We start from the raw sequence: 22,620 nt of genomic DNA, 5'->3' as shown, positions 1-22,620 counted from the left end.
TTAAGTGCTCATAGACACTGAAGACGGAACACCAGCAGTGCTTAGTGCCAACCTTTCTGTTCTTCTCCTCCTTATGGATAATTCCGTAATTCTTCCTGATTCTTTTTTTCTTCCAAAAATGACTGGACGGTGTTTAATTTGTGGGTCCGGACATAGGCTTCGATTTCTGAGAAAGAATGAAGGTTATAAAGCATCTCAATAATCTTTTCATGCTCTTCTATGGATTTTTTTGCTCTAGAGGGCTTGGTGGCCGCCCCCATCTTTCTTACACGGTCGAGCCTGTTCCAGGTGGATTTGATGTTTTCGACTAAGAAGTGGTTGTCACAGTATTGGTAGGTTAAGCTGTGGAATTCCCGGTTGCAGTTTCCGAACATGAGAAAATCAAATTCATCCAATGACTCTTTCATCCGGTTGTTGATCGCAATGAGGTCGGTAATCTTGTGGCGGGGGAAATGCTGTGCTGAAATTGCAGTAGCATGGCCTTCTAAAACAGCCAGGACAGACAGCGTTTCCAGGTACTCTTTTTCATTGAAAGGGGTGACAACAGCGCCGCTGTAGGGTTTAAAATGAATGAGCCCGTCAGCCTCCAGATTACGAATGGCTTCACGAACTGGAATGGCACTTGTCTGCAGTTCTCTTGCCAGCTGGTCGATCACAATCCTGTAACCCGGCGGATAACGCCCATCCAGAATACGTGACTTAATGACCTTATAGGCATACTGCTGTTTGCTGATTTTGTTGTTATTTTCCATAAATTTATGATAATCGAAAATCATATATGATTTCAATCTAATTTTCAGAAAATCATATATTATTTGTAAATTTAGGTATAAGGAATCATCCTTTAACTAATTAATTTACAGATGTAGTAAAAATAAGCTATTCTAGTTCTATCTTATTAAAGGGGTAAATAAAGCCATGAAAGTCAGAAACGCGATGGAAATTCTTGTTGAAGAAGCGTTAAATTATTATTGGAAGCAGCTCGAACTCCCATGTAAATGTGATCTATGCAAGACCGATGTTTATGCCATTACACTGAATCAGCTTCCCCCGAGATATGTTTCCAATGAAAATGGCTATGCTTACGTAAAAGCACAAAATTTTAATGATCAATCAAGAATAAACATATTGAACGAAATCGTAAAAGCTACAGGAAAAGTAGCCGTACAACCTTCTCACCCTCTTTCCCGTCCATCAGAAGATCATCATCCTTCAGAGGAGTAAAGGTTTTTTAATTTTTCTGACAAAACAACTTGCCTATGATATTTTTCTATGATATAGTAATTCCAACCATTTAGACTTTGATTACATATTTTTGTGCTGTTAGTAAATGTTTGAAAGGTTCTATGGTAATAAAGGCACACCGTGCAAAGTTTTAGGAGGCATAGTAATGCAAACAGGTAAAGTAAAATGGTTTAACGCAGAAAAAGGTTTTGGTTTTATCGAAGTTGAAGGCGGAGACGACGTATTTGTCCATTTCTCAGCAATTCAATCCGATGGCTTCAAATCATTAGATGAAGGCCAGGAAGTTGAATTTGAAATCGTTGATGGTGCACGCGGACCACAGGCTGCCAACGTTGTAAAAAGATAATCAGCTTAAATTGAAGGACTGGCTTGTCAGCCAGTCCTTTTTATTTTGGAAAAACAATTTTAAAATGAGTCCCTTTACCGATTTCGCTGGCAGCTTCAATTCTTCCGTTCATTTCAGCTGCCATTCGGTAACTTGCCATCAATCCTAACCCTGTCCCGCTTGTTTTGGTAGAAAAGAATGGATTCCCAAGCATCTTCAACTGTTCCCTTCCCATGCCAATCCCTGTATCTGATATATTGATAATCACTTCTTTGTCCTCTATAAAAGCGGATAGCATTACCGTTCCACCTTCCGGAGTTGCTTCAATCCCATTTTTAATAATGTTCATCAAAATTTGTTTTATTTTTACGGGATCTCCCACCACATGAATAACATCCCCAGGTTTTTGAACAAGATCTACACCCTTTAACAGAGCATATGGAAACATGACACTTCTTAACGAGGATATTAATTCGGAAACATTCAACCGTTCAATCCTTGAAGAGTTGGTCTTAACGAGAGACAAATAATCAGAGATGATCATTTGTGCCCTGTCAATTTCTTCAATCATCATCGTTAAGAAAATCTTTTTATCTTCAGGTATGTATTTTTCTTTTTGGAAAATCTGCATAAACCCGCGCGCAACAGCCATCGGATTACGGACTTCATGGGTTACAGAGGCTGCGAGCTGCCCTACAGAATGAAGCATTTCAGATTGCTGCAGCCGAAAATTTAGTGCATAACGGATATTTTCAATCAAGGAAATGACAACAATAAGTGCCGCTGTTTGAAATAAAGGATATAATGCATAAATCACAGTCTTCTCCATATCCCAGCTGAACGAATGGAATAATGCCAAGTAAAGCATGAGAAAAAGCAGTTTGGAAAGTGTAATTCCCAATGTCATGCCTGTAATTTTCTTTAATTTTTTCTTGATCGGAAGCAGATGATACGTTTGATACTGACTGCTCGTTATTAGCCCGGCTGCCAGGGTGAAGAGGACTGCAATGATCATTCCCTCGCCTCCCAGGAACAACCGATACCCTATCAAAAGAACAGCTGTCAGGCATCCTGGTATGATTCCTCCATATAGAAAGCTGATGAACAGCGGGACGTAACGAAGATCGAAAAAAACACCTTCCGAAAAAGAAACAGGGAATGTCATACAGACGAGAACAACACCTGCATTAATAACTTGGAACAGAAACGATGCTCTAGTCCGGTTTACTGTGGTGTTTTTCTCGAATAAAACAAATTGCAGGCAAAGTATCGGAACGAGGATGACCAATAAGTTAATGATCAAATGTTCTATCATTCATGTATTGCCCCCTCTCCGGTAATATATAGATAATTCTTCAGAATTCCCTATTTCCCTTCAATTTTTTGACAAAATATGCATCTTCAGTCAGAATTTTCATTTGCTTGCCTATAACTCAGCAATGTCAAAAGAATGCTGCTGGCTATAGAAATAATGTAGAAATAAGAGCTGGCATGCTTAACAAAATAATAGACAGCAAAACAGGTGATCGCCAGAAGAGCCAGAAAGAAATGAAACATCCATTGACGCATACGGGATTTCCCCTCTCTACCGTTTCTAACAAACTATTCCGACAGCCCTCCGTTTGTGTCTGTCTAAGGAAGACGAATTAAACCGTCTTTTTCTGTTTATATTGATGGATTTTATCCAGAATTTCTTTCTTTTCCACCTCATTAAATACACCTAATCGGTGTAAAAAACGGGTATAATGTTCAACCTTCTTCAAGGACATCCGGCTGCTCCAGTTCATGCTTTTCCTCCTTTTTCCTCAAGGAAACTTTTTTAATATTAATAAACACTATATGCTTAAAACAAAACATTGGACACCTTTTCAACAAACTTGTACTTTTTTTAAAATGGCTTAGTTAAAGCATATTGTCGATTTTCAATCTTATTTGACAACGCATACTGATGCTTAAAATAGACCCTCAAGTTTTTTTTCTCCAATAAAAAGGGGTGATAGCCGGTGATGATAAGAACCGGCAGATTTGTGAAAAAAGGTAACAGAGATTTAAAAATAAAAAAAGAGCATGATTCATGCCCTTTCTTTCTTCCTCTATCTTACTTTTTAAACGCCAGAGAACCAAGCATTGACCAGAATGACGGCTCGATTCCTTCAATTGGTTCACGGACAGGCAAGTGAACGGTGTATTTCACTAGATGTCCGTCTGTTTCCTGAACGATGATATACTTGATGAGTTCATCGGAAGCTGCCTTTAATACGAGTTTCGCCCCGCCGAACGCTCCGCTATCTACGTCAGATCCCTTAACCTCATCTGGTTTTCCTATCTCTTCTAACTCTTTAATTCCCAATGATTTAATGTCTGCTAAACTGGCAGCATCGTCAAGAGGCTCGATCCTTACAAAATATTCTTCATCCATCTGAGAGTATAATAGGTCCCGGCCCGGCTCCTCTGCTGTAAAATCAAAATGATCAAATTTGTAGAAGTAATATCCTTGGTCACTTTCAGCCAATTTGGCAGTTCGTTTATCTTGTTCTCCTTCAACGTTCACAATAAGTGTTTTTGTTTTCGGAAGAACGGTTTGCTCAGGCCGAGGCTTTGGCTTAGATGGCTGAGCTCTTGGAGCCTTAATCAATTTAATGGTCTCGGCTGTGTAGTGATGATCTTCTGCTTGAAAAGATATGGAAACGGTAGAACCCGTTTTTATTGTTTCAATAGCCTCCTTGGATGCATCTGTCAGCTGCAGGAGGAGAGTCCCGTTGGAAGCTGTTTTTATTTCAATCGTTTGATCATCCATTTTCTTTGTATAGATTCCCTCATCGGTAATCATTTGCGCTTTTGTATCAGCTGGTTTGTCTGATTGTTCTTTATTCTTATTTTCTTTTTTTATTTCTGATGGGGCCGCTTCATCTTTTTTTGTTGTTTCAGAACTGCAGCCGGCAGCTCCGAAAACAAGAGTCCCTGCACACAGCCCCGCAATCCATATTTTATTTTTCAATTTTATCACCTCATAGAGTTAGACGAATCCGTTGAAGATTTGTTACAGCATTCTTGTGTTGTCATGTGCCTCTCTTTCTATATCGGCTGTTATGTATCCAGTCTTTAATCCTGCTAAACTATGGTCAGCTCCATAGCAAAAGAAAGCCGAAAAACGGCTTCCTCTGTGTTAGGAACATACAAAGTATGCGATGCGGTTTGAATCAATGCCAAAGTAGTTCCATCTGAATCCGTTCCATCTGAACCCTGCGACCGACCGGAATCCCGCAAACGTAAGCCATGCCCAAAAACTTTGTCCATTGTTCAACCAGATATAGACATACCGGTATAAACAAGGCCTTATAGCACCTGGATCAATGGCAAAGGTACCTGGCTGTCCGGAAAGCAATGCTGGTGAAGCTTGAGGAACAGCAGTTGGAGGAGGTCCTGGGGGATACATCCCAGCTTGCTGGCTTCCTGGGCCTTGCTGCTGGCCACCTGGAAATGGCGGAAACTGCTGGCCTCCCTGTCCACCCGGAAATGACGGAAACTGCTGCCCCCCCTGTCCGCCTGGATATGATGGAAACTGAAATTGCCTTTCGTTCAAATTCTCTCAACTCCCTTTCTGTATTACCCTATCATCCTATGCCCCCCTGTCCTGTATGTATAGGCATCGGGCTACAAACCGTAAAGTATTTGCCTGGGTTTGCTCCGCCAAATTCAGGGTATGGTAGAGAAAGCAGAGATAGTATGCCGCGTGTAAGAAATGGAGTAAAAGGAATCCTGGTTGCTTTTTTAATCAGAGAAGGGAAAAAAAGAGTCCTTCCTTATGTACTTCGAAAAATTAAAAACCGCCATAATAAAAGGTGATCCTGTAATAGGGTCACCTTTTTTACCGGTTCAGAAATACTTTTTTGCGGTTTATCCGATAGATGTCATTTTCATCTTTTAGAAACCTGGATTGAAAGAATGCGAGCGTATTTCCCGTCTCCTTCTCAAAAACATGGAAAAAAGATTGCTGATCTCCAGTAACTAACAGCTTTAAGATGCTTTTCTTTCCATAATCATGAAGCAGCTGGTCGATAGCAAAGTAACTCTGCTCATACGGATTATAAGGCGAATTGATTTTATTCGCTTTTTCCCAATCTTTGACCGAACGCAATTGTTCGAATGGAACCAGTTCAAAAGGACTGAAAACCGGTTCCCGGCCAATGCTTTTATAGCTGATATATTCAGCGAGACCCTCTTCCAGCCATCTTGGAACATTTTGATTATCAGTGCCTCTCTCCGTTAAATACGCAATGATAAGATGGTGGGCATATTCATGGGCAAACAGTTTTTTAATCGTCCGCATATGTTTAGTTTGAGCAGGAGGAGCGAGAAGGTGGATGGTACTCTCTTTAGGCACGTACATCCCATTTAACGATTCATAATGATTTGGCGGTAATTTTTGCTTCATGATTAAAGGATTATGGTAGAGAATCACCCTGACTTTTGGGACATGATTTAAGTGCAGGACTGCCCTGACTGCTTTTTCAACGGCCTGGCTCTGGTTGATCAGTTCTTTGGCATAGATTGAATCTTCCGCAGGATAATAGATATCCACATTCTTTTCCGTTTTGTTCTGGAGAGAAGAAAGATACCTCATACTCCGCTGCAAATAATCATACTTGTATAGGAACGCTTCCTGATAATAATCCTTTTTTACTTGGGCATTGATCGTTCCGTCTTGCAAAAAAGAGTAAAAGGAATAATTGGACAAAGAAAGAACAGCACTTGCCACACCTGCTCCAATCGCTAATCCCATCCGAGATACCATTTTCCGTTTATCAGGTGAGCCGACGATCAGCCCCAAAAATCCGTGCATAAACCAAATAAAACAAACGGCAAGAAGCACTACGGCTAATAGTATCCCCATCATACCGTCCAGCCGCAGATAAAGAGTGAACAGGCAGGCGATAATCATTACAATTTTATCTAAAAAGGAGAGAATTGCTTTGATAACGTCCATCTCATTCGCCTCCTGTCACTTTCATACATTTGATCCATTCATCAAGCAAAATTAGAAGTGTGCTGATTTTCCGTCCTGTTTTTATTTTTTACTTTCTGTCCTATCTGAAAGAAAGGCAAGGCCAAAAGGGAAAGGAGCGTTAAACATCCGAATACATAGAAACCATGGCTAAAACCAAATGTTTTCAGTAAAAGGCCGCCGATCCAGGGTCCTGCACTAAAGCCGATAGAGCGGAAGGACATTGCCCCAAAATATGTTCCTCTCATATGATCGGGTGCCAAGTCGTCCAGCAAAACATCACTGATCACAAATACAATAATCTCCCCAAGAGTGAGAACAACCATAGAAAGGACGAGAAATAACCAGTTCGAGGATAATCCGAAACCAAGCAGGGCCAGGCTGAAAGCAGCGCTTCCTATCCGCAAGGCAAACATCGGATCAAATCTCTTTACATAATTCGTTACCGGATACTGCAGGATTAGAACACTCACAGCATTCGTAACAATTAGATAAGAAAATAAGGTCACTCCATGATGGAATTGGGGTGAGTTCCCCATATACTGGGCGAGCGTGGAATCCATCTGAGATTGCGCCATCAGGACTGCTATATTTCCAAGAAGAAAATACAACAAAACTTTGTCTTTGCTGATGACACTTACAGCCTTCTTGATGGTCAATTTATTCTCCTGCTGCGGCTGAAGACTTCCTTTATATTTTTTCATTAGCATCAGGACGATCACTGCATAAAGAAAATAGACGGCAGAAGTGATAAAAAAGGTGGCCATCGAAGTTGAACTGCCTAAATATGTACCTGCCACTGGTCCGATTGCGGCTCCCGCATTAATGGAAAAATACCGGGCATTAAACACACTCAACCGGTTTTCTTTTGTTGTCACATCAGCCAACAATGCTCGGGAGATGGGCTCAAACCACGATCTGCACAGACCGTTTATGGAATTCAGCACAAAAAAACTCCAAACAGCATCTGCCATCGCAAAACCCGCGAAAACACCGCCCCAAGTAAAGATCGCAATAATCATGACCGGGAACCTGCCGATACGATCTGACAAGTAACCGCCAATGAAACCGCCAAAGGTGCCTGTCAGTGCACTGATGCCGATGATCAGTCCGACAGTCTGAGGATCTATGCCCTTCTCCTTGTATAAAAAAATAGCCAAAAATGGCATCGTCATAAAAAAAGCTGCTCTTGAAAAAAAAGTCCCCATTATAATAGTAGTTACAATAGGATGCCAGTGCTGCATAAATGTTTTTCTGCTCATCGCGCATACCCCATATCTTTTTACATTGTGAAGCTTTTTCTCTTTTTAATTTAATTTAACATGACTTACATTCTTTACCTATCTTTTTTTACTTTATTTGAAACTTTTTAAGAGTTGATTCGTCTAATAGAATGTAACCCCCCTTTTTTAAAATAGAAGCGTAAAAAAAGCCTCTGACCAGGGCTTTTTTTATTTTTTTGCTCTATTCAATTAACGCATACTGATGCTTGAAAGAGACCCTCAAATCTTTTTCTTTATATAGTAGGGTGTGATCGCTGGCGATGATAAGAGCCGCAGATTTGTGTAACAAATGAAGCGCCTGAAAAGCAGATAGGAAAAACTTGCTTAAACCCTTCTGCTTTTCAGACAGGCGGTTCAATCACACCTTTAAATATCTTCAACATTGACAAACACCTCTATTTTTTCGTGATATTTCATACTCATATCAAAAAAATCACACATTCCCTATATCAATTTTAAGCTTTGATATATTGTACTCATCCCTATCAACCCCTTTTTCATCGTAGAATGAAAAAAGAGCCTCACAGGCCATACCTGTGAGGCTCTTTTTTTGTTAATGATTCTATTGGCATTCGTCACCTTCACAGAATTGCATCTTCTGATCCCTGATCGTGCATCGGATCGCTTTTTCAATGGAAGCCTGTGGATACAGCCCCTTTAATACACGCTCTCCGATTACGATCGTGGGAGCAGCCGTGATGTTGTTTTCCTTCGCTTCTCTCTGTTCAATTATTAATTTTCCTTTAAATTCCTCTGATGAAATAGCATTTAGGAATCCAGAGCGATCCAGCCCCGCTTCCATCGCGATCTCCGCTAAGACATCTTTCTTTTCAATGTCCTTGCCTTTTTCAAAAAAAGCAGAAAAGACGAGCTGTGAATACAATTGATCTTTGCCTTGTTCTTTTGCATATATAAAACCTTGATGAGCTAAGCCGGTATAAGGTAACGCTGGAAGATCGGGGGTATGAATTGTTCTTCCCAACTCTCTAGCATGGGGCAATACAGAAGTTTCCCAGTCTGCACTCCATTCTTTAATTGCCTTTCGGTCTGAAGGAAAAGGGTGCAGTTCAAACGGCTTCCATTCCATTTTAACGTCCTTGCCTTCAACTGCTCGCTTGATTGCTGTTTCTGCCAAGTAGCAGTATGGGCAAGTATAATCAGAGTATACTTTTAGTTTGATGGTCATGATACACACCTTCCTTGCAGTTAATCAGTGATGAAAACATACTCTTTCTATTATAATAGCAAAGCAGCCGCCAGAAATGTACTATTCAGCTTTCCACAAAAGTGATATATTTAGGAGGTGTTTGCACTTATAGTACCATATATAGACACAATCAATATACATAACAAGAAATGGATACATACAGGGGGCTTATTTAGTGATTTTAATGGCTGGAATGATAGGAACTGGCAAAACAACCTTCGCTGAACTGATCAGTGAATCACTCGGAAGCCAGGTTTTTTACGAGAGTGTAGGCGATAACCCCATTTTGCCTGACTATTATGTAAATCCTGAACGGTGGGCTTTCCCACTTCAAATTTACTTTTTAAATACACGTTTTAAAACTATTCGGCAGGCTATGTCTGATCAGCACCATGTCCTTGACCGCAGTCTTTACGAAGACCTGATCTTCGCGGAACTGAATTATGAAGCGGGAAATATGACCAAACTGGAATTTGAAACGTATGTGGATCTGCTGGAAACGCTAATGAATGAAATCAGTTCTTCACCGAAACAGCGTCCAGATCTCCTTATTTATTTGGACAGTGATTTGGATACTGCCTTAAACCGGATCAAAAACCGCGGCCGGGAATATGAACAGATAGAAAACCATCCCGAGCTGCTGGAATATTATAAGACGCTTCACGGCAAGTATAAAGACTGGATTCAAAATTATACGAAAACGCCTGTCTTGATCATCGAAAGTAAAAAATACAATGTCCATAACAAGCAGGATGCTGAGAAAGTCCTTACATTGGTAAGGGAAAAACTCTATTCTCTTGAACCCCTGACCGTTTAACGAGCCCTTCCATCTGTAACTTATGAATAATCAGCTCCTGCTTTTAAAAGACTAGAAACAACCACAAAAGCAAGGAGCTGAACTCACGTGTTATTATGGATACTCATGGCTGCCGGCCTCATTCTATGCGGCGGCGGGTTGGTCTGGACATGGAAAGTACTGCAGTCCAAACGGACCAAAAATGCAGCAGATGGCAATGTTAATGCTGCCATCGCAAGGCATACCGTTGTCCTCAATCCAGTTTTATTGGCTTTTATCTTCTTTTCAATTGCGGTAATTATTATCATTTACACCGCTTTCTTCGTGTACTCGTGATAAGAAAAGCTGCTCCCTGACGCTAAACCTGGCGTTACGAGCAGCTTTTTCTTTATTGGCGTTCGCCAAGAATCCCCATCGACTCGATATGCTCTTTTGTCAATGGCTGTCCATGATCATGTATGAATTGGTATATGTCCTTCAACATCTGATCGTAACGGTGGTTATCAGCATCATTATGATAAGGAACGTATGGAACATGAGATCTTAAAAAGGTATCAGTGGCTGCTTCGTCACACTCTCTGAACAGTTTTGTAAGCCGGCTTGCCTCCTCAGCTGTCGCCTCAATCTCAAATTGAAAACTGGAAGCTGTTTTATCGCTATGTACCTCTCCTGTTTCTACATTGACGTAATACGGCTGCTTTTCCAACATCATCACTCCTGTTCTTTTCTTATAGCTTGTTTCATATTGAAAAAAACATTCATCGCTGGAGCTATACATCACTTCTTGATTGCTGAAAAAAACGCAGACCCTTTTCAGGTCTGCGCTTTCTTACGATTAATTATTGCCCCGATAAACATATTGTTCTTTCGGTGCAGTTGTTTTTGACCAGGAATCCACTTTCACATAAGGGATATTGGTTTTAAAAGGCTGATAATAAATCTCCGAGATCTTGCCTTTAACGGTAATCCATTCATCATTTTTCAGCTTTACACCATTGGGCATCTCAACCATCATGCCGAATACCCCAGAGTCTGCTACACAGTGGATGATTCCAAACCGAAAAACGAAAAGCTGATTTTTTTTCGTATCTGGATCATTATAAACAAATCCCTTAAATGAAATATTCTTGTCATCAAAATCACCTGGATAATTATAGATGGTTTCCATGCCCTTTAGATAATTCGTATCATTTAAGGCAAGGGTATCGTATTTAGAGTACTTCTTTTTCTCTTTTCTCATCAATTTATCATAGGCATCCTTGCCATAATATACGCTTGTATCCGGCCGCAAAAATTGATTCTGGGCATACGGATCGCCTTTGGATTCCTGATTTACAGGAAAGTGAAACCCCTTCGCTTTAACTATATTAGAATCCATCGTAGCGACAGGAAGGAAGATTCCCGTAATCACCGGAAATGCGAAAATCGAATAAACGAACAGCTTTTTATACCATGTATCTTCAACGGAGTGGCTGTGATCGCAGCAATCGCAGCTGGCATCATTCCCATCATTTTTTACGGCATTGCGAAACTGTACAATGGTCAGGAGCGCTAAAGCAAACATGACACTGAATGACAGGTACGAGTACTTCATATTAATGTACTTGCTGATGTTGCCTGACGCATGAAGCTGCATGATCAAAAATGTAAAACCCATCAATAGATATCCTCGAATCATAGTGCCACCTCCTTAGAACAGCAATGAATATAAAAATACAACAACAGACAGGGATGTAACAACGATCAGAACCAGTTTTGTCTTAAATGTCCCGAGCATCATCAAGAGATTCTTCATATCAAGCATCGGCCCAAATACAAGAAACGCAACGATGGAGCCTGTGGAAAACGTACTTCTGAATGAGGATGCAATAAACGCATCTGCTTCCGAACAAAGGGATAAGACAAAGGCAAGCCCCATCATAACGAGAGAGGATGAAGCTTGTCCCTGGCCGATGGCAAGCAATGTAGATGTCTTGACATACGTTTGAACAGCCGCTGCAATAAGTGAGCCGATTACTAAGTATTTACCCATCGAAAAGAATTCTTCAACTGCATGATTCAGGGTTTCCCCGATCTTTTGTTTAACCGTTAGCTTTTTAAGAGAATGATGGTGTTCGATCCGGATCTTCAAACCGTCCCCTTTATAAAAGAAAGCAAGAATCAGACCTACCACCACTGAAACAGCAACAGCGCCGCCAGCACGGTATAGTGGCATGGTCCAGTTGCTTCCAAAGGCGACATAGGTTGAAAAAAGGACGACCGGATTGATAATGGGTCCTGTCAGCATAAAGGCAATACCCGCATAGATGGGTACTCCCTTGGAAACCAATCTCCTGACAATCGGCACGATCCCGCATTCACATGCTGGGAAAAGAGCGCCTAAAAACGAGGCGAATAAAACTGCAAGAATTGGATTTTTTGGCATAACCCTTGCCACCAATTCCTCCGAAACAAAGATTTGTATGATTCCCGCCATAAAAACACCGAGAACAACAAAGGGCAGTGCCTCAATTAAAATCGAAATAAATATCGTATTCATTTGCAAAAACGATTGCGGCAGTGATAAAAAGAGCATAGATTGCCTCCTGGATGTTTTCCTTCTGCAGTAAACTATAAGACAAAATAAAGCAACCGTCTATTTTTATCTTTTTATAAAAATATTCAAAAAAAACTGCCGGTTATCTCATAACCGGCAGTAGATGACGTGATATCGCTTTCCTCATTGTAAAAATTCTTCCATCGTAACCTTGCGTTTTTGTACAGAAGGCGGGCATGATAAATTAAAAGCTGTAACTTTTTTATTAATTTCTTCCACTGTTCTTTTGATATTATATTCCACGGTATAGGTTTTAACTTCTTCCTTCAACTGTTCAATCTCCTTTCCAAGCTTGACCCAGTTAGGCAGAATGTTGTTTTCCTTCAAGATTTTATTCAGCTGTTTTTCCGGATTGTACGTAAGATCATTGTCCTCAAAAACTAACGGCTTGCCCTTTCCCTTAAGGTTATCAAAGGCCCCTTCTTTTTCGGCACGTTTTACAATGGCAGTTAGATGGTCTTCGTAATACCAGCCTGTGTCTTCATCCTTCATAAGAATTTCTTTCTTCTGAAGTTCCTTTTCCAGCTCGTTTTCTTTCATACCATTTATACCTCCCTTGCCGTTTTAGGATGTATCTATATCTTCATGATACGCTAATTGACATCCTTTCTTAAGGAAAATTGTGACATTTTATTGAAAAGCGCAAGTGCCTGGACTGCCTTCTGATGAGACGTTAGTGAGGCTGATGCGTTGTCTGGCATGTAACGTGCTTTGTTTGGCACGTAAACTGCGAAAACTCGCACGTAAACCTGGAAAAGTGGACCGTAAACTCCCAAAAGCGGACCGTAAATCCACAAAACTCGCACGCAAACAAAACGGGAAAGCCAACATAAATACTTCCATTTCTACATAAAGAAAAGCCCGCATTAAAATCATTGCGGACTTGAATGTCTTCTATTACTTTACTAGATATTTCTCGACGTCATCGAGCATAAGATTAGCTGCTTTAACACCACCGGCTGTATTCCAGATAGCATCAGACACCTTGTGGACATGTCCTTTTTTCACAGCGCTTAAGTTCTTCCAAAGCGGATCGTTCGTCCATTCTTTTTCTTGTTTTGTCGCTCCGCCGTCTCCTGCTTCATACGTGAAGTAGAACAGTTCATCCCCATCCATTTGCGGGATTTGTTCTTTTGTCACTTCAGCCACAAAATCATCTTTGCTTTCCACTTTAGGACGTTTGAAGCCTAATTGATCAAAGACCACACCAGAGAACGTATTTGTCAGATAGATGCGGGAAACTCCGGGCATGAAGCGGACGACAGAAATCTCTTTGTTCAAGTTGTCACCCGCTTTTTCTTTGATCTCTTTCACTCGCTGATCATAATCACTGATCACTTTGTTTCCTTCTTTTTCTTTATTTAATGCTTTGGAATATAATTTGAAATTGTTTTTCCAGTTGCCTCGAAGATCTTCCGAAAAGACGGTTGGCGCAATCTTGTTCAACTGATCATAGATTTTTTCCTGTCTCATCTTATTCCCGATGATAAGGTCCGGTTTTAAAGAAGCGATCTTCTCCAGGTTAACCTGGCTTTCATCCCCAACGACTTCTACACCTTTCATGTCAGCTTTAATATGGTCGTACCAGGGATTCCCAAGCCATGATTTCACCGCACCCACTGGTTTAACCCCCATTGCCAATACGGCTTCGGTTCCTTCATTCGTCAATACAACAACACGCTTTGCACTATTAACTTTTGTCGTTCCCATCGCATGTTTAACACTGTATCCTTTCGGCTCACTTCCGGCTTTTTCTTTTTCACCCGTTCCGCCGCAAGCAGCCAACAGCATGACCGATAGAATCGTAAGTATGATTCCTAATTTTGAATATGTAGATTTTAACGCTTTCATTTCTTTCTCCCCTTCAAATGATAATGATTTTCATTTATAATTAGCATCATACCTGATGTCCAAAACAACTGTCAATACTAATTGATAATGATTTTCAAAATCATTGACATGGGGGATCACCTTTACTACACTATAAATGTAAATTCAAATTATTGAGGTAATTATGAACGGAATTATTCAAACAACCAAATACAAGACGGTCTTCCTTTTTGCAGGGGCCGTACTTCTTGCAGCTTGTATGGCCTTAAGTGTAGTGCTCGGGTATACCAATACGAGCTGGAAAACAGTGCTTGAGGCTTTTACCCATTTTAATGGTTCGAATGAACATTTGATCATTCGAAACGCAAGGCTGCCGCGGGCAGTTATTGGCGCAGCAGTAGGTATCTCACTGGCCCTGGCCGGTGTAATGCTGCAAGCCATCACTCGGAACCCGATCGCTTCAACCGATATTTTCGGGCTGAATGCGGGGGCAGGTTTCTTTATCGTCATAGCCGTTTCATTTTTCAACATCAGTTCCCTTCAGCAATTCACCTGGCTCGCCTTTGCAGGAGCTGCGGTTTCAGCTCTTGCCGTGTACATATTGGGATCGGCCGGGCGCAGCGGTTTAACGCCGGTTAAAATGACACTTGCAGGAGCGGTTATCGCTGCTATGTTTGCCTCTCTTACACAAGGGATGCTCGTGGCCAATGAAAAGGCGCTCGAAGAAGTGCTTTTCTGGCTCGCCGGGTCCATACAAGGGAGAAAGCTGGAATGGCTCTATCCTGTATTGCCCTATCTTCTTCTCGCATGGGCGGGTTCCATGCTGATGTTCAGACAGCTGAATATTTTTCTGCTCGGAGAAGACGTTGCCAAAAGCCTTGGACAGCACACGCTCCTATTTAAACTTCTGGCTGGCGTCCTTATCGTATTTCTCGCTGGCGGTTCAGTTGCAGTTGCCGGTCCTATCAGCTTTGTCGGAATTGTAGTGCCCCATATCGCACGTTATCTTGTTGGCAATGACCACCGTTGGGTCATTCCCTATGCGGCACTTCTTGGCGGAATTCTTTTGATTGCAGCTGACGTTAGCGCCAGATTCATCATCATGCCAGAAGAAGTGCCAGTTGGTGTAATGACCGCCTTAATCGGCACACCTTTTTTTATTCATATCGCACGCAAAGGAAACTTCAAATGAGCAAGTATTTAACCGTTAGGTCCAAGAGATATTCCATGTTATTTGATAAAAAAGCTTTGATCATATCCATCGTTCTTTTTCTTATTATGGCAGCGATCATGTCTGTCAGCATCGGTATCGGGGAACTGTACATTTCCCCTCTTGAAGTCCTCAAGTCATTAACGGGAACTGGCTCAGGTATGAATGATGTCGTCATCCAGCAGTTCAGGCTTCCAAGGATATTGATCGCCGTTATTGCCGGAGCCTCCCTTTCCCTTGCAGGAGCGATTCTGCAGGGGGTAATACGCAACCCGCTGGCATCGCCGGATATGCTCGGTATAACAACTGGAGCAGGTTTTGCAGCCGTTACCTTCATCACGATGTTCAGCAATCAAAGCAACAATCTGAAAGTAAGTATCGGTTATTTGCCATTGGCCGCCGTACTGGGAGCGTTTGTTATGGCCGCCGTCATTTATATCCTTGCCTGGAAGCGAGGAATATCCCCAGTCAGGCTCATTTTAATCGGTGTGGGTCTGATGTCAGCTACACAGGCACTCACTACCCTTATGATCATACTTGGCCCGATCTACGCCGCTTCACAGGCGACCATTTGGCTGACCGGAACGGTTTATGCAACAAATTGGCAAGATGTAAACAGCCTTTTGCCGTGGTTTATCATCCTTGTGCCCATCCTGTTCTTACTAAGCCGAATGCTTAATATTCAGGAACTAGGAGATGAAGTTGCGACAAGTCTCGGCCACTCCGTTCATAAAGGACGTTTTGTCTTGCTCGTCCTCAGTACAGGACTGGCCGGTTCTGCCGTTGCTTTTACAGGGGCTATCGGTTTTGTTGGTTTGATCGGACCGCATATTGCCAGAAGGCTCGTCGGTTCTTCCTTCGGTGCTATGCTTCCAGTATCGGGTATTATTGGTGCTATTCTGGTCCTGCTCGCTGATTTGGCCGGCCGGACACTGTTTTCACCATTAGAAGTGCCCGCAGGCGTTTTCACTGCCGCCATAGGAGCTCCCTATTTTATCTATCTGCTTTTTAAAAACCATGGTTAAGGAGCGATTTCATGTCTATCAAAACAGAATCACTGACATTGTCTTATGGAAAAAATCCTGTGATAAAAGATTTAAAAATAGCCATACCCAAAGGGGAAATCACCGTATTGATCGGCAGTAACGGCTGTGGAAAGTCTACTCTTCTCCGGTCAATGGCCCGTCTCCTATCACCTGAAAAAGGGTCCATTCTATTAAACGGTAAAGACATTGCCAAACGGTCAACTAAAGAAGTAGCCAAAGAGCTCGCCATATTGCCTCAAGGTCCTGTAGCACCCGAAGGATTGACTGTGCTGCAGCTTGTCAAGCAAGGCAGATTCCCTTACCAGTCCTGGCTAAAACAGTGGTCAACACAAGACGAAGAGGCAGTTTATCATGCCCTTGACGCGACCAACATGCTCGAATTTGCCGAAAGAAGTGTTGATTCTCTTTCTGGTGGGCAAAGACAGCGTGCCTGGATCGCCATGACGCTTGCTCAAGGGACTGAAACCATCCTTCTGGATGAACCGACGACGTATTTGGATATGACACATCAGATTGAAATTCTCGATCTGCTCTTTGAACTAAACCATAGAGAGCAGCGTACAATCGTTATGGTTTTGCATGACTTAAATTTAGCCTGCCGCTATGCCCACCATCTTGTAGCAATTCAGAATAACACTGTGTTTGCACAAGGCCGTCCGGAAGACATTATGGACGAGAAGCTGGTTTCTGACGTTTTCCGACTGCCGTGCAAAATTGTCAATGATCCATTGTTCGGAACCCCAATGTGCATTCCCTACGGAAAGGGGCGAACAGCTGGTCATGGCACCCGTTCAGCTCAATATGCGTAATGTTATCGGATGGTCCGAATCAGAAAGAATCTATATCGAGAACCACTGCCGCTTTCAGTTCTCTTTTTCAAAAGAAAAAGCGGCATTTGCTGCAGAATACTTACTTGAAGGAGAGAATATGCTTGCTTTCATAAAAGAAGCAGGCAAAAAAATAGGTTCACAGGAAGAAAGAGTCACTGCTTCTTTATTTTTTAAACGGTACGTCTTTTGCTGCCTGACTTCATCTCTTTATGCGCTCTCGATAAGAAACAAGCAGTTTGATATGAGGATTCAAAACGTGATCATTATCGATGAACAGGAAAAGCACAGCTGGCTTCCCTCCTTCTCCCTTCAAAACATAGAGGGGCTCTCCATGGCCGGCGACCGGGAAAAGTGGCGTTCCTCCGTTATAGAAATGCTCTTTGCTCAGAACATCTCCATCATGCTCGATCATCTGGCCCGTTATACGAAAGCTTCAAGAGCCATGCTCTGGGAGAACGCGCTCATCTATATTGCCTGGCTCTATAACGCATGGCAATCAGAAAACCACCGTGCACCTCTAAAAAAGCAGCTGGACGAAGATTATCGTTTTATCGTACAGCAAGCGGATGGTTTTCATTTCGGAGCCTCCTCCAATCCTTTTCTGAAATCGTCAAGAAAGTATGAAAAACAGGAAATGAAAAAAAGGCAGACATGCTGCCTATATTACAGAACAGATGGAGGCACATGCTGCAAAACGTGCCCGATGAATGAAGCCGACTGATTCATTGAATATCAGGCGGCTTTTGTTTGTATGATAATAATATTGGGTATCACTTGATTATAGAGAACATAAGGAGGAAGAACATGGCCATTATTTATATCAGTATTGCTGTCGTCGTTGCTGCATTGGTTTTCCTTGGGGTCCATGCTGTTAAACTGATGAAATCGAGCCGCCAGACGATGGAGAGCTTAAACCGGACGACGCAGCTCATGCAGGCGGAAATGAACGATGTAACCAATCAGACTGCTCTTCTGAACGAGAAAACAGAGTACTTAAAATATGATATTTATAATAAAAAACAAAGCATTAAAAGTGTTGGAGATTCTGCTAAAGAATTGAAGAATACAACAGCAGAACTCCTCAGAAAGTTTAAAAAATAACAGCCGCAAGCCCGGGTCATGGGCTGCGGCTGTCTTGCTGTCAGAACGGTTTCATCTGGCTTATGACTTCGTTGTATTCCTTCAGCAGATGGTTCATTATTTCACGGGCAGGACGGCTTTCTGCAAGAGGAGCACCTTGCCCTGCCCATAATGACATCCACTCTCTTTTACCTTCACTTGCCGCTTTCTTGCGGATTTCTGACGTCATTGCATTCTGAATCGGGTATGGCGGGAGATCTTCTACTGCTGCCATCTGCTTCATAAAATCATTGTTGATGCCCCTGGCCATCTTTCCAGAAAAAGCCTTCGTCAGCCGCAGATCCGTTTCCTTTGCATGAAGAACGGCGTCTTTATGCAAAGGATGGGCACCGCTTTCAGCTGAAGCTAAAAATGCCGTACCGAGCTGTACTCCACTCGCTCCGAGTGCCATAGCGGCAGCGATTCCCCGTCCGTCCATAATTCCTCCGGCTGCTATAACTGGCACAGAAACCGCATCTGTGAGCAGCGGAATGAGTGCCATCGTCCCGATCAATGCATCTTCTGCTTCACCTATAAACGTTCCCCGGTGGCCGCCAGCCTCGCTGCCTTGTGCAGAAATGGCGTCAATCCCCAGTGCCTCCAGCTTCTGACCTTCCTCCACTGATGTTGCAGTAGCCATAATCCTTACCCCGTGCCCTTTCAAAAGATCCACAAGTTCATCTGAGGGGGCGTTAAATGTAAAACTCACGATCGGAACTTGCGCATCAAGGACACATTGAAGCTGTTCTTGAAAGATGGACTGATGTTCTTTTTTACCCGTCATCTTTTCCAGACCAAGTGAAGAGCGGAAAGGTGCGAGCAGCGCCTGCATCTTTTCTGTCTGCGCTCTGTCCTCCATGAATTCTTCAGGGAGGAAAAGATTTACAGCATAAGGCTTATCCGATGTTTCCCTGATTGTTTTGATTGCAGCTTGTAGATCTGCAGGTTTCATGTATCCTGCACCCAGGGTTCCTAATCCTCCGGCATTGGAAACAGCCGCAGCCAGCTCAGGAGTAGCTGGCCCGCCGGCCATTCCTGCTTGTACGATGGGATATTGAATATCGAAAAGTGATAGAATGGATTGCTTCATTTTTAGCACCTCTCTCCTTCGTTTTGGTTTGCGAGTAACGCACTTCCAATTAGAGTGTAACAAAAAAACACGCCGGCTGTTCGCGTGTTTACGATTTGATATGTTCAAACTGGCGATAAACGTGTTTGATGACCTGATGTATGTTTTCATTGCTATAACCGCATTCTCTCATTGCACGGGCAACATATCCAGCGACTTCTTCTTTTTCTGGATCCCCATTTATTTTCAGCAGCAGTTCATTGATTTTTTTATTTCTCTGACGTTCATCCATGATTTCACCTGCCTGCTCTTTTTCTTTAGTGTATGAACAGGACAAAAGAAAAAGACCCCTATTCAGAGGCCTTCTCCTGTCATACCAAAAGTTAAAAGCTATTTTTTTCCTTTTTTCACTTTGAGCAAAACAACGATAAACAACAGCAATATGGCAGCTATCATTATTCCTCTTGTATAAGGCGCCGCAATGGTTTTAATATCTTCCCAGTTACTGCCCAGCGTGGTTCCAAGGTAGATAAACAAGATCGACCAGGGAATGATGGCTATCAAAGTATACAGTGTAAATGTAGAGAAACGCATCTTCGCGATACCCGCTGGAATGGAGATGGCATGGCGAACAACAGGGATAAAACGGGCAAAAAAGATCACGCCAGTCCCGTATTTTTGAAACCAACTTTCTGAAAGATCAATTTGTTTGTGGCTGATCAGGATATATTTACCGTACTTCTCCAAAAACGGCCGTCCTCCATAATACCCCATCCAATATAGAAATAGCTGGGCAATGGTTCCGCCAATCGTTCCGGCAATTACAGAGCCTGCAAAGGTCAAATGTCCTTGTGAGATCATATAGCCTGCGTAAGATAAAACAAGTTCACTGGGAATGACTTCTATCATAAGACCAAGAGCAATGCCTAAATGTCCAAGCCCTACAATCCATTCCAAAAGTGATAATATCATTTCTTTCAATTTATATACCTACTCTCTATTAAAGTTATATCCCTGAACCTTGTCCATCTTTTAGGGCCAGCCAGATGCCTCCGGCTAACCGATAAGTCATTTGAAGTTTATCATAAAACCGATAAATGCCGCCAGAAGTCCTCCCGCATAACTGATTGCCAGATAAGTAATTAAATACTTCCACTGCCTTTTTCTATAGAATTGAATGTTCTCCAGTTTTAAAGTAGAAAACGTAGTGAACGCCCCCATAAATCCTATGCCAAAAAACAGTCTGATAGAATCTCCCGCGTGCATTCCTGTAAGCATACCGAGTAGAAATGAACCAGTAATATTAACAAACAAGGTAGCGATTGGAAAAGGGGAGTCTGTTATCCTTTTTATGAATTGTCCAAGGCCAAATCTGAAAATGGCTCCAAAGAACCCGCCCGCTGCTACAAGCATCACTTGCATCATACTCGCTGTTCCTCGCCGCCTCGTGTCAGTGATCCAAGAAGGAAACCTAGCCATGACATGGTTAGCCCGCCTAGTAAACTTAGGATGATATATAGGACTGCTGTTGCCGTGCGGCCCGTCTGAAGAAGCTGAATATTTTCCACAGTAAATGTAGAAAATGTCGTAAACGACCCGATCAATCCTGTTCCAAGCACCGTCATTAAATAGGGGTGAATCCTGGGATTTCTGCCGATTCGAAACGTAAGATATCCGAGAGCAAATGAGCCTGCCATGTTGGTTAAGAAGGTCGCCAGCGGATAGCTCCCTTCCCAAACAAGTGCGATACCGAGCCCAAGGCCGTACCGTAGAAGGGCACCGGCTATTCCTGCCAGTCCCACAAGTACGTAAAGCAGCATATCCGTCATCCTTTCTATAAGAAAAGCGCAAGCGACCTCGAGGACTTGGGCGCTGGAGCTAGACATTACTTCTATGCAACAAAACAGACTCCTGCCGCAATCGCGGCAGGAGCTGCTGTTTTCATCTCCAACATCATATTATCATGTTTAATTCCATTAGCACAATTTGCGTTAAAATTTACAAATCGTCAAAACCATTGGCATCTGAGACTTTTGTATATTGTCTTGACTTCTGTTCAAAAAAATCACTCTTACCATGATTGATATCTTCATACGCTTTGATCCATTTCATTGGATTCTCTCTAAACCCATCAAAAGGACGCTGTATTCCCAGCTCATTGACCCGCTTATTGGCCATGAATTTAATATAGGCTTCAAGTTCATCCATTCGCAACCCAGGAAAACGGTCCCCGATAATGTACCGTCCCCACTGTATTTCCAGTTCAGCCGCCTTTTTAAAGGTTTCCTGAACAAACTGGACCGTCTCTTCAGAATTCAATTCCGGAACTTCATTCAGCAGTTCTTTGAAAATTTGGCAGAAGAGCCTGACGTGCAGCTGCTCATCCCGGTTGATATAATTGATCATCGTACTGGAGGCGACCATTTTCTGGTTTCGGGCAAGATTATAAAAGAAAGCAAAACCAGAATAGAAGTTTAATCCCTCAAGGACAATGTCATAGACGATCGATTCCATAAACGTTTTTGGTGATGGCTCTTCTGTAAACTTCAGATAGCCGTTTGCAATAAAATCGTTCCGTTCCCTTAAGACAGGATCATGCTTCCAGTATTCAAAAATCTCATCTTGTTTTTGCTTGTTCACCAAGCTCGATAACACATACGAATAGGACTGGTTATGCACAACCTCCTGAAAGGATAAAACCGTCATTAGTGCCGACAGGCTGGAATCGGTCAAGTACGCCGCCACTCTTGAAGAGTAATCCGTCTGAATGCTGTCCAGAAACGCCAACAGTCCAATGATCTTATTAAAAGTATCCTTTTCCTCGCTTGATAGATTCGGATATTGTTTCACGTCGCCAGACATATTGATCTCAAAGGGAGTCCAAAAATTCGCGAGCATGTTTTTATAGAGCGGGTATGCCCAGCTGTACCGAACGTCATCCCAATTTAAGACATTGGAGCTCTGTCCGTTAATTAGACCGGTAGAAGCATTCGGTGCTTCTACATCATATAGTTTCCGTTCTGTCAGTGTTTTCGTTTTCATTAATAAAATAACTCCCT

General features: G+C 42.3%; 29 protein-coding genes. 9 read left to right on the top strand and 20 right to left on the bottom strand.

What is annotated here, in order from left to right:
• Positions 1-71: 71 nt before the first annotated feature.
• Positions 72-776, bottom strand: coding sequence for a GntR family transcriptional regulator (locus LCY76_RS08560; protein ID WP_419714932.1), 705 nt, complete (start codon positions 774-776; stop codon positions 72-74).
• Positions 777-918: 142 nt separating this feature from the next.
• On the opposite strand from LCY76_RS08560, the gene LCY76_RS08555 reads away from it, so the two are divergent.
• Complete coding sequence (locus LCY76_RS08555) at positions 919-1,224, top strand: late competence development ComFB family protein (RefSeq protein ID WP_053354843.1); 306 nt, start codon at positions 919-921, stop codon at positions 1,222-1,224.
• A gap of 166 nt (positions 1,225-1,390) precedes the next feature.
• Positions 1,391-1,591, top strand: a complete 201-nt coding sequence (cspD, locus tag LCY76_RS08550) for a cold-shock protein CspD (RefSeq protein ID WP_053354844.1) — start codon at positions 1,391-1,393, stop codon at positions 1,589-1,591.
• A gap of 40 nt (positions 1,592-1,631) precedes the next feature.
• On the opposite strand, the gene LCY76_RS08545 is transcribed toward cspD, so the two are convergent.
• The 8 genes from LCY76_RS08545 to LCY76_RS08510 form a co-directional block, all read right to left on the bottom strand.
• Entirely contained in the window at positions 1,632-2,885 is a 1,254-nt protein-coding gene (locus LCY76_RS08545) for an ATP-binding protein (protein WP_248252283.1), read from the bottom strand.
• An 86-nt stretch (positions 2,886-2,971) separates the two neighbouring features.
• Complete coding sequence (locus LCY76_RS08540; RefSeq protein ID WP_248252282.1) at positions 2,972-3,139, bottom strand: hypothetical protein; 168 nt, start codon at positions 3,137-3,139, stop codon at positions 2,972-2,974.
• 77 nt (positions 3,140-3,216) lie between these two features.
• A complete protein-coding gene (locus LCY76_RS08535; RefSeq protein WP_248252281.1) occupies positions 3,217-3,357 on the bottom strand; it encodes a hypothetical protein in 141 nt (46 codons plus the stop codon).
• A gap of 311 nt (positions 3,358-3,668) precedes the next feature.
• Positions 3,669-4,568, bottom strand: coding sequence for a hypothetical protein (locus LCY76_RS08530; protein ID WP_248252280.1), 900 nt, complete (start codon positions 4,566-4,568; stop codon positions 3,669-3,671).
• 168 nt (positions 4,569-4,736) lie between these two features.
• Complete coding sequence (locus tag LCY76_RS08525) at positions 4,737-5,153, bottom strand: hypothetical protein (RefSeq protein WP_248252279.1); 417 nt, start codon at positions 5,151-5,153, stop codon at positions 4,737-4,739.
• A gap of 285 nt (positions 5,154-5,438) precedes the next feature.
• Complete coding sequence (locus LCY76_RS08520; protein WP_248252278.1) at positions 5,439-6,557, bottom strand: DUF2268 domain-containing putative Zn-dependent protease; 1,119 nt, start codon at positions 6,555-6,557, stop codon at positions 5,439-5,441.
• A 41-nt stretch (positions 6,558-6,598) separates the two neighbouring features.
• Positions 6,599-7,837 carry an MDR family MFS transporter gene (locus LCY76_RS08515; RefSeq protein ID WP_248252277.1) on the bottom strand — a complete coding sequence of 413 codons (1,239 nt, stop codon included), beginning with the start codon at positions 7,835-7,837 and terminating at the stop codon, positions 6,599-6,601.
• Between the two features lie 583 nt (positions 7,838-8,420).
• On the bottom strand, positions 8,421-9,044 hold the full coding sequence (locus LCY76_RS08510) for a DsbA family oxidoreductase (RefSeq protein ID WP_248252276.1): 624 nt from the start codon (positions 9,042-9,044) through the stop codon (positions 8,421-8,423).
• A 205-nt stretch (positions 9,045-9,249) separates the two neighbouring features.
• On the opposite strand from LCY76_RS08510, the gene LCY76_RS08505 reads away from it, so the two are divergent.
• Entirely contained in the window at positions 9,250-9,882 is a 633-nt protein-coding gene (locus tag LCY76_RS08505; RefSeq protein WP_248254629.1) for a deoxynucleoside kinase, read from the top strand.
• A gap of 87 nt (positions 9,883-9,969) precedes the next feature.
• On the top strand, positions 9,970-10,197 hold the full coding sequence (locus LCY76_RS08500) for a hypothetical protein (RefSeq protein WP_248252275.1): 228 nt from the start codon (positions 9,970-9,972) through the stop codon (positions 10,195-10,197).
• A 52-nt stretch (positions 10,198-10,249) separates the two neighbouring features.
• Here the strand turns inward: LCY76_RS08500 and LCY76_RS08495 are convergent, their stop codons facing one another.
• From LCY76_RS08495 to LCY76_RS08475, 5 genes are all read right to left on the bottom strand, one after another.
• Positions 10,250-10,567, bottom strand: coding sequence for a hydrolase (locus LCY76_RS08495; protein WP_248252274.1), 318 nt, complete (start codon positions 10,565-10,567; stop codon positions 10,250-10,252).
• A 129-nt stretch (positions 10,568-10,696) separates the two neighbouring features.
• Positions 10,697-11,539 carry a TIGR03943 family putative permease subunit gene (locus LCY76_RS08490; protein ID WP_248252273.1) on the bottom strand — a complete coding sequence of 281 codons (843 nt, stop codon included), beginning with the start codon at positions 11,537-11,539 and terminating at the stop codon, positions 10,697-10,699.
• 12 nt (positions 11,540-11,551) lie between these two features.
• Positions 11,552-12,436: a permease gene (locus LCY76_RS08485; RefSeq protein ID WP_248252272.1), complete on the bottom strand. Its 885-nt coding sequence runs from the start codon at positions 12,434-12,436 to the stop codon at positions 11,552-11,554.
• 144 nt (positions 12,437-12,580) lie between these two features.
• The gene (locus tag LCY76_RS08480; protein WP_248252271.1) at positions 12,581-12,997 is read right to left on the bottom strand and encodes a DnaJ family domain-containing protein; all 417 of its coding nucleotides are present in this window, start codon (positions 12,995-12,997) and stop codon (positions 12,581-12,583) included.
• A gap of 357 nt (positions 12,998-13,354) precedes the next feature.
• Complete coding sequence (locus LCY76_RS08475; protein ID WP_248252270.1) at positions 13,355-14,308, bottom strand: ABC transporter substrate-binding protein; 954 nt, start codon at positions 14,306-14,308, stop codon at positions 13,355-13,357.
• A 163-nt stretch (positions 14,309-14,471) separates the two neighbouring features.
• Here LCY76_RS08475 and LCY76_RS08470 point away from each other — a divergent pair, with 163 nt between their 5' ends.
• The 5 genes from LCY76_RS08470 to LCY76_RS08450 all read left to right on the top strand — a co-directional run bounded on the left by LCY76_RS08470 (position 14,472) and on the right by LCY76_RS08450 (position 18,474).
• A complete protein-coding gene (locus LCY76_RS08470) occupies positions 14,472-15,479 on the top strand; it encodes a FecCD family ABC transporter permease (protein ID WP_248252269.1) in 1,008 nt (335 codons plus the stop codon).
• Positions 15,476-16,522, top strand: coding sequence for a FecCD family ABC transporter permease (locus tag LCY76_RS08465; RefSeq protein WP_248252268.1), 1,047 nt, complete (start codon positions 15,476-15,478; stop codon positions 16,520-16,522). The genes LCY76_RS08470 and LCY76_RS08465 overlap by 4 nt, the downstream gene beginning before the upstream one ends.
• A gap of 11 nt (positions 16,523-16,533) precedes the next feature.
• Positions 16,534-17,352 carry an ABC transporter ATP-binding protein gene (locus LCY76_RS08460; protein WP_248252267.1) on the top strand — a complete coding sequence of 273 codons (819 nt, stop codon included), beginning with the start codon at positions 16,534-16,536 and terminating at the stop codon, positions 17,350-17,352.
• Positions 17,324-18,094: an IucA/IucC family C-terminal-domain containing protein gene (locus tag LCY76_RS08455; RefSeq protein WP_248252266.1), complete on the top strand. Its 771-nt coding sequence runs from the start codon at positions 17,324-17,326 to the stop codon at positions 18,092-18,094. Before LCY76_RS08460 ends, LCY76_RS08455 begins: the two co-directional genes overlap by 29 nt.
• Positions 18,095-18,177: 83 nt before the next feature.
• On the top strand, positions 18,178-18,474 hold the full coding sequence (locus LCY76_RS08450) for a DUF948 domain-containing protein (RefSeq protein WP_248252265.1): 297 nt from the start codon (positions 18,178-18,180) through the stop codon (positions 18,472-18,474).
• Positions 18,475-18,514: 40 nt separating this feature from the next.
• Here LCY76_RS08450 and LCY76_RS08445 read toward each other — a convergent pair whose 3' ends face one another.
• From LCY76_RS08445 to LCY76_RS08420, 6 genes are all read right to left on the bottom strand, one after another.
• A complete protein-coding gene (locus LCY76_RS08445) occupies positions 18,515-19,582 on the bottom strand; it encodes an NAD(P)H-dependent flavin oxidoreductase (protein ID WP_248252264.1) in 1,068 nt (355 codons plus the stop codon).
• 88 nt (positions 19,583-19,670) lie between these two features.
• Positions 19,671-19,898 carry a hypothetical protein gene (locus LCY76_RS08440; protein ID WP_248252263.1) on the bottom strand — a complete coding sequence of 76 codons (228 nt, stop codon included), beginning with the start codon at positions 19,896-19,898 and terminating at the stop codon, positions 19,671-19,673.
• A 53-nt stretch (positions 19,899-19,951) separates the two neighbouring features.
• Positions 19,952-20,542: an undecaprenyl phosphate transporter UptA gene (uptA, locus tag LCY76_RS08435; RefSeq protein WP_375162176.1), complete on the bottom strand. Its 591-nt coding sequence runs from the start codon at positions 20,540-20,542 to the stop codon at positions 19,952-19,954.
• A gap of 87 nt (positions 20,543-20,629) precedes the next feature.
• Positions 20,630-20,986, bottom strand: a complete 357-nt coding sequence (gene crcB, locus LCY76_RS08430) for a fluoride efflux transporter CrcB (protein ID WP_248252262.1) — start codon at positions 20,984-20,986, stop codon at positions 20,630-20,632.
• Positions 20,983-21,381 carry a fluoride efflux transporter CrcB gene (gene crcB / locus LCY76_RS08425; protein ID WP_248252261.1) on the bottom strand — a complete coding sequence of 133 codons (399 nt, stop codon included), beginning with the start codon at positions 21,379-21,381 and terminating at the stop codon, positions 20,983-20,985. Before crcB (LCY76_RS08425) ends, crcB (LCY76_RS08430) begins: the two co-directional genes overlap by 4 nt.
• A 178-nt stretch (positions 21,382-21,559) precedes the next feature.
• Positions 21,560-22,603: a ribonucleotide-diphosphate reductase subunit beta gene (locus LCY76_RS08420; RefSeq protein WP_248252260.1), complete on the bottom strand. Its 1,044-nt coding sequence runs from the start codon at positions 22,601-22,603 to the stop codon at positions 21,560-21,562.
• Between the last annotated feature and the right edge of the window lie 17 nt (positions 22,604-22,620).

Origin of the sequence: Fictibacillus marinisediminis (assembly GCF_023149135.1) — a bacterium.
GTDB classification, from domain to species: Bacteria; Bacillota; Bacilli; order Bacillales; family Fictibacillaceae; genus Fictibacillus_C; species Fictibacillus_C marinisediminis.
Note: the sequence above shows the minus strand (reverse complement) of the source record. Positions and strands in the feature narration are given on the sequence as shown.

What these genes read in the sequence shown, in the direction of transcription:
- LCY76_RS08475 (WP_248252270.1), bottom strand. Translation starts at nt 14,308, where the DNA reads ATGAAAGCGTTAAAATCTACATATTCAAAATTAGGAATCATACTTACG.
- LCY76_RS08510 (WP_248252276.1), bottom strand. Translation starts at nt 9,044, where the DNA reads ATGACCATCAAACTAAAAGTATACTCTGATTATACTTGCCCATACTGC.
- crcB (WP_248252262.1), bottom strand. Translation starts at nt 20,986, where the DNA reads ATGATGCAAGTGATGCTTGTAGCAGCGGGCGGGTTCTTTGGAGCCATT.
- LCY76_RS08545 (WP_248252283.1), bottom strand. Translation starts at nt 2,885, where the DNA reads ATGATAGAACATTTGATCATTAACTTATTGGTCATCCTCGTTCCGATA.
- LCY76_RS08515 (WP_248252277.1), bottom strand. Translation starts at nt 7,837, where the DNA reads ATGAGCAGAAAAACATTTATGCAGCACTGGCATCCTATTGTAACTACT.
- crcB (WP_248252261.1), bottom strand. Translation starts at nt 21,381, where the DNA reads ATGCTGCTTTACGTACTTGTGGGACTGGCAGGAATAGCCGGTGCCCTT.
- LCY76_RS08560 (WP_419714932.1), bottom strand. Translation starts at nt 776, where the DNA reads ATGATTTTCGATTATCATAAATTTATGGAAAATAACAACAAAATCAGC.
- LCY76_RS08505 (WP_248254629.1), top strand. Translation starts at nt 9,250, where the DNA reads ATGGCTGGAATGATAGGAACTGGCAAAACAACCTTCGCTGAACTGATC.
- LCY76_RS08535 (WP_248252281.1), bottom strand. Translation starts at nt 3,357, where the DNA reads ATGAACTGGAGCAGCCGGATGTCCTTGAAGAAGGTTGAACATTATACC.
- LCY76_RS08480 (WP_248252271.1), bottom strand. Translation starts at nt 12,997, where the DNA reads ATGAAAGAAAACGAGCTGGAAAAGGAACTTCAGAAGAAAGAAATTCTT.
- LCY76_RS08460 (WP_248252267.1), top strand. Translation starts at nt 16,534, where the DNA reads ATGTCTATCAAAACAGAATCACTGACATTGTCTTATGGAAAAAATCCT.
- LCY76_RS08445 (WP_248252264.1), bottom strand. Translation starts at nt 19,582, where the DNA reads ATGAAGCAATCCATTCTATCACTTTTCGATATTCAATATCCCATCGTA.
- LCY76_RS08450 (WP_248252265.1), top strand. Translation starts at nt 18,178, where the DNA reads ATGGCCATTATTTATATCAGTATTGCTGTCGTCGTTGCTGCATTGGTT.
- LCY76_RS08420 (WP_248252260.1), bottom strand. Translation starts at nt 22,603, where the DNA reads ATGAAAACGAAAACACTGACAGAACGGAAACTATATGATGTAGAAGCA.
- LCY76_RS08465 (WP_248252268.1), top strand. Translation starts at nt 15,476, where the DNA reads ATGAGCAAGTATTTAACCGTTAGGTCCAAGAGATATTCCATGTTATTT.
- LCY76_RS08540 (WP_248252282.1), bottom strand. Translation starts at nt 3,139, where the DNA reads ATGCGTCAATGGATGTTTCATTTCTTTCTGGCTCTTCTGGCGATCACC.
- LCY76_RS08555 (WP_053354843.1), top strand. Translation starts at nt 919, where the DNA reads ATGAAAGTCAGAAACGCGATGGAAATTCTTGTTGAAGAAGCGTTAAAT.
- cspD (WP_053354844.1), top strand. Translation starts at nt 1,391, where the DNA reads ATGCAAACAGGTAAAGTAAAATGGTTTAACGCAGAAAAAGGTTTTGGT.
- LCY76_RS08470 (WP_248252269.1), top strand. Translation starts at nt 14,472, where the DNA reads ATGAACGGAATTATTCAAACAACCAAATACAAGACGGTCTTCCTTTTT.
- LCY76_RS08455 (WP_248252266.1), top strand. Translation starts at nt 17,324, where the DNA reads ATGGCACCCGTTCAGCTCAATATGCGTAATGTTATCGGATGGTCCGAA.
- LCY76_RS08490 (WP_248252273.1), bottom strand. Translation starts at nt 11,539, where the DNA reads ATGATTCGAGGATATCTATTGATGGGTTTTACATTTTTGATCATGCAG.
- LCY76_RS08520 (WP_248252278.1), bottom strand. Translation starts at nt 6,557, where the DNA reads ATGGACGTTATCAAAGCAATTCTCTCCTTTTTAGATAAAATTGTAATG.
- LCY76_RS08485 (WP_248252272.1), bottom strand. Translation starts at nt 12,436, where the DNA reads ATGCTCTTTTTATCACTGCCGCAATCGTTTTTGCAAATGAATACGATA.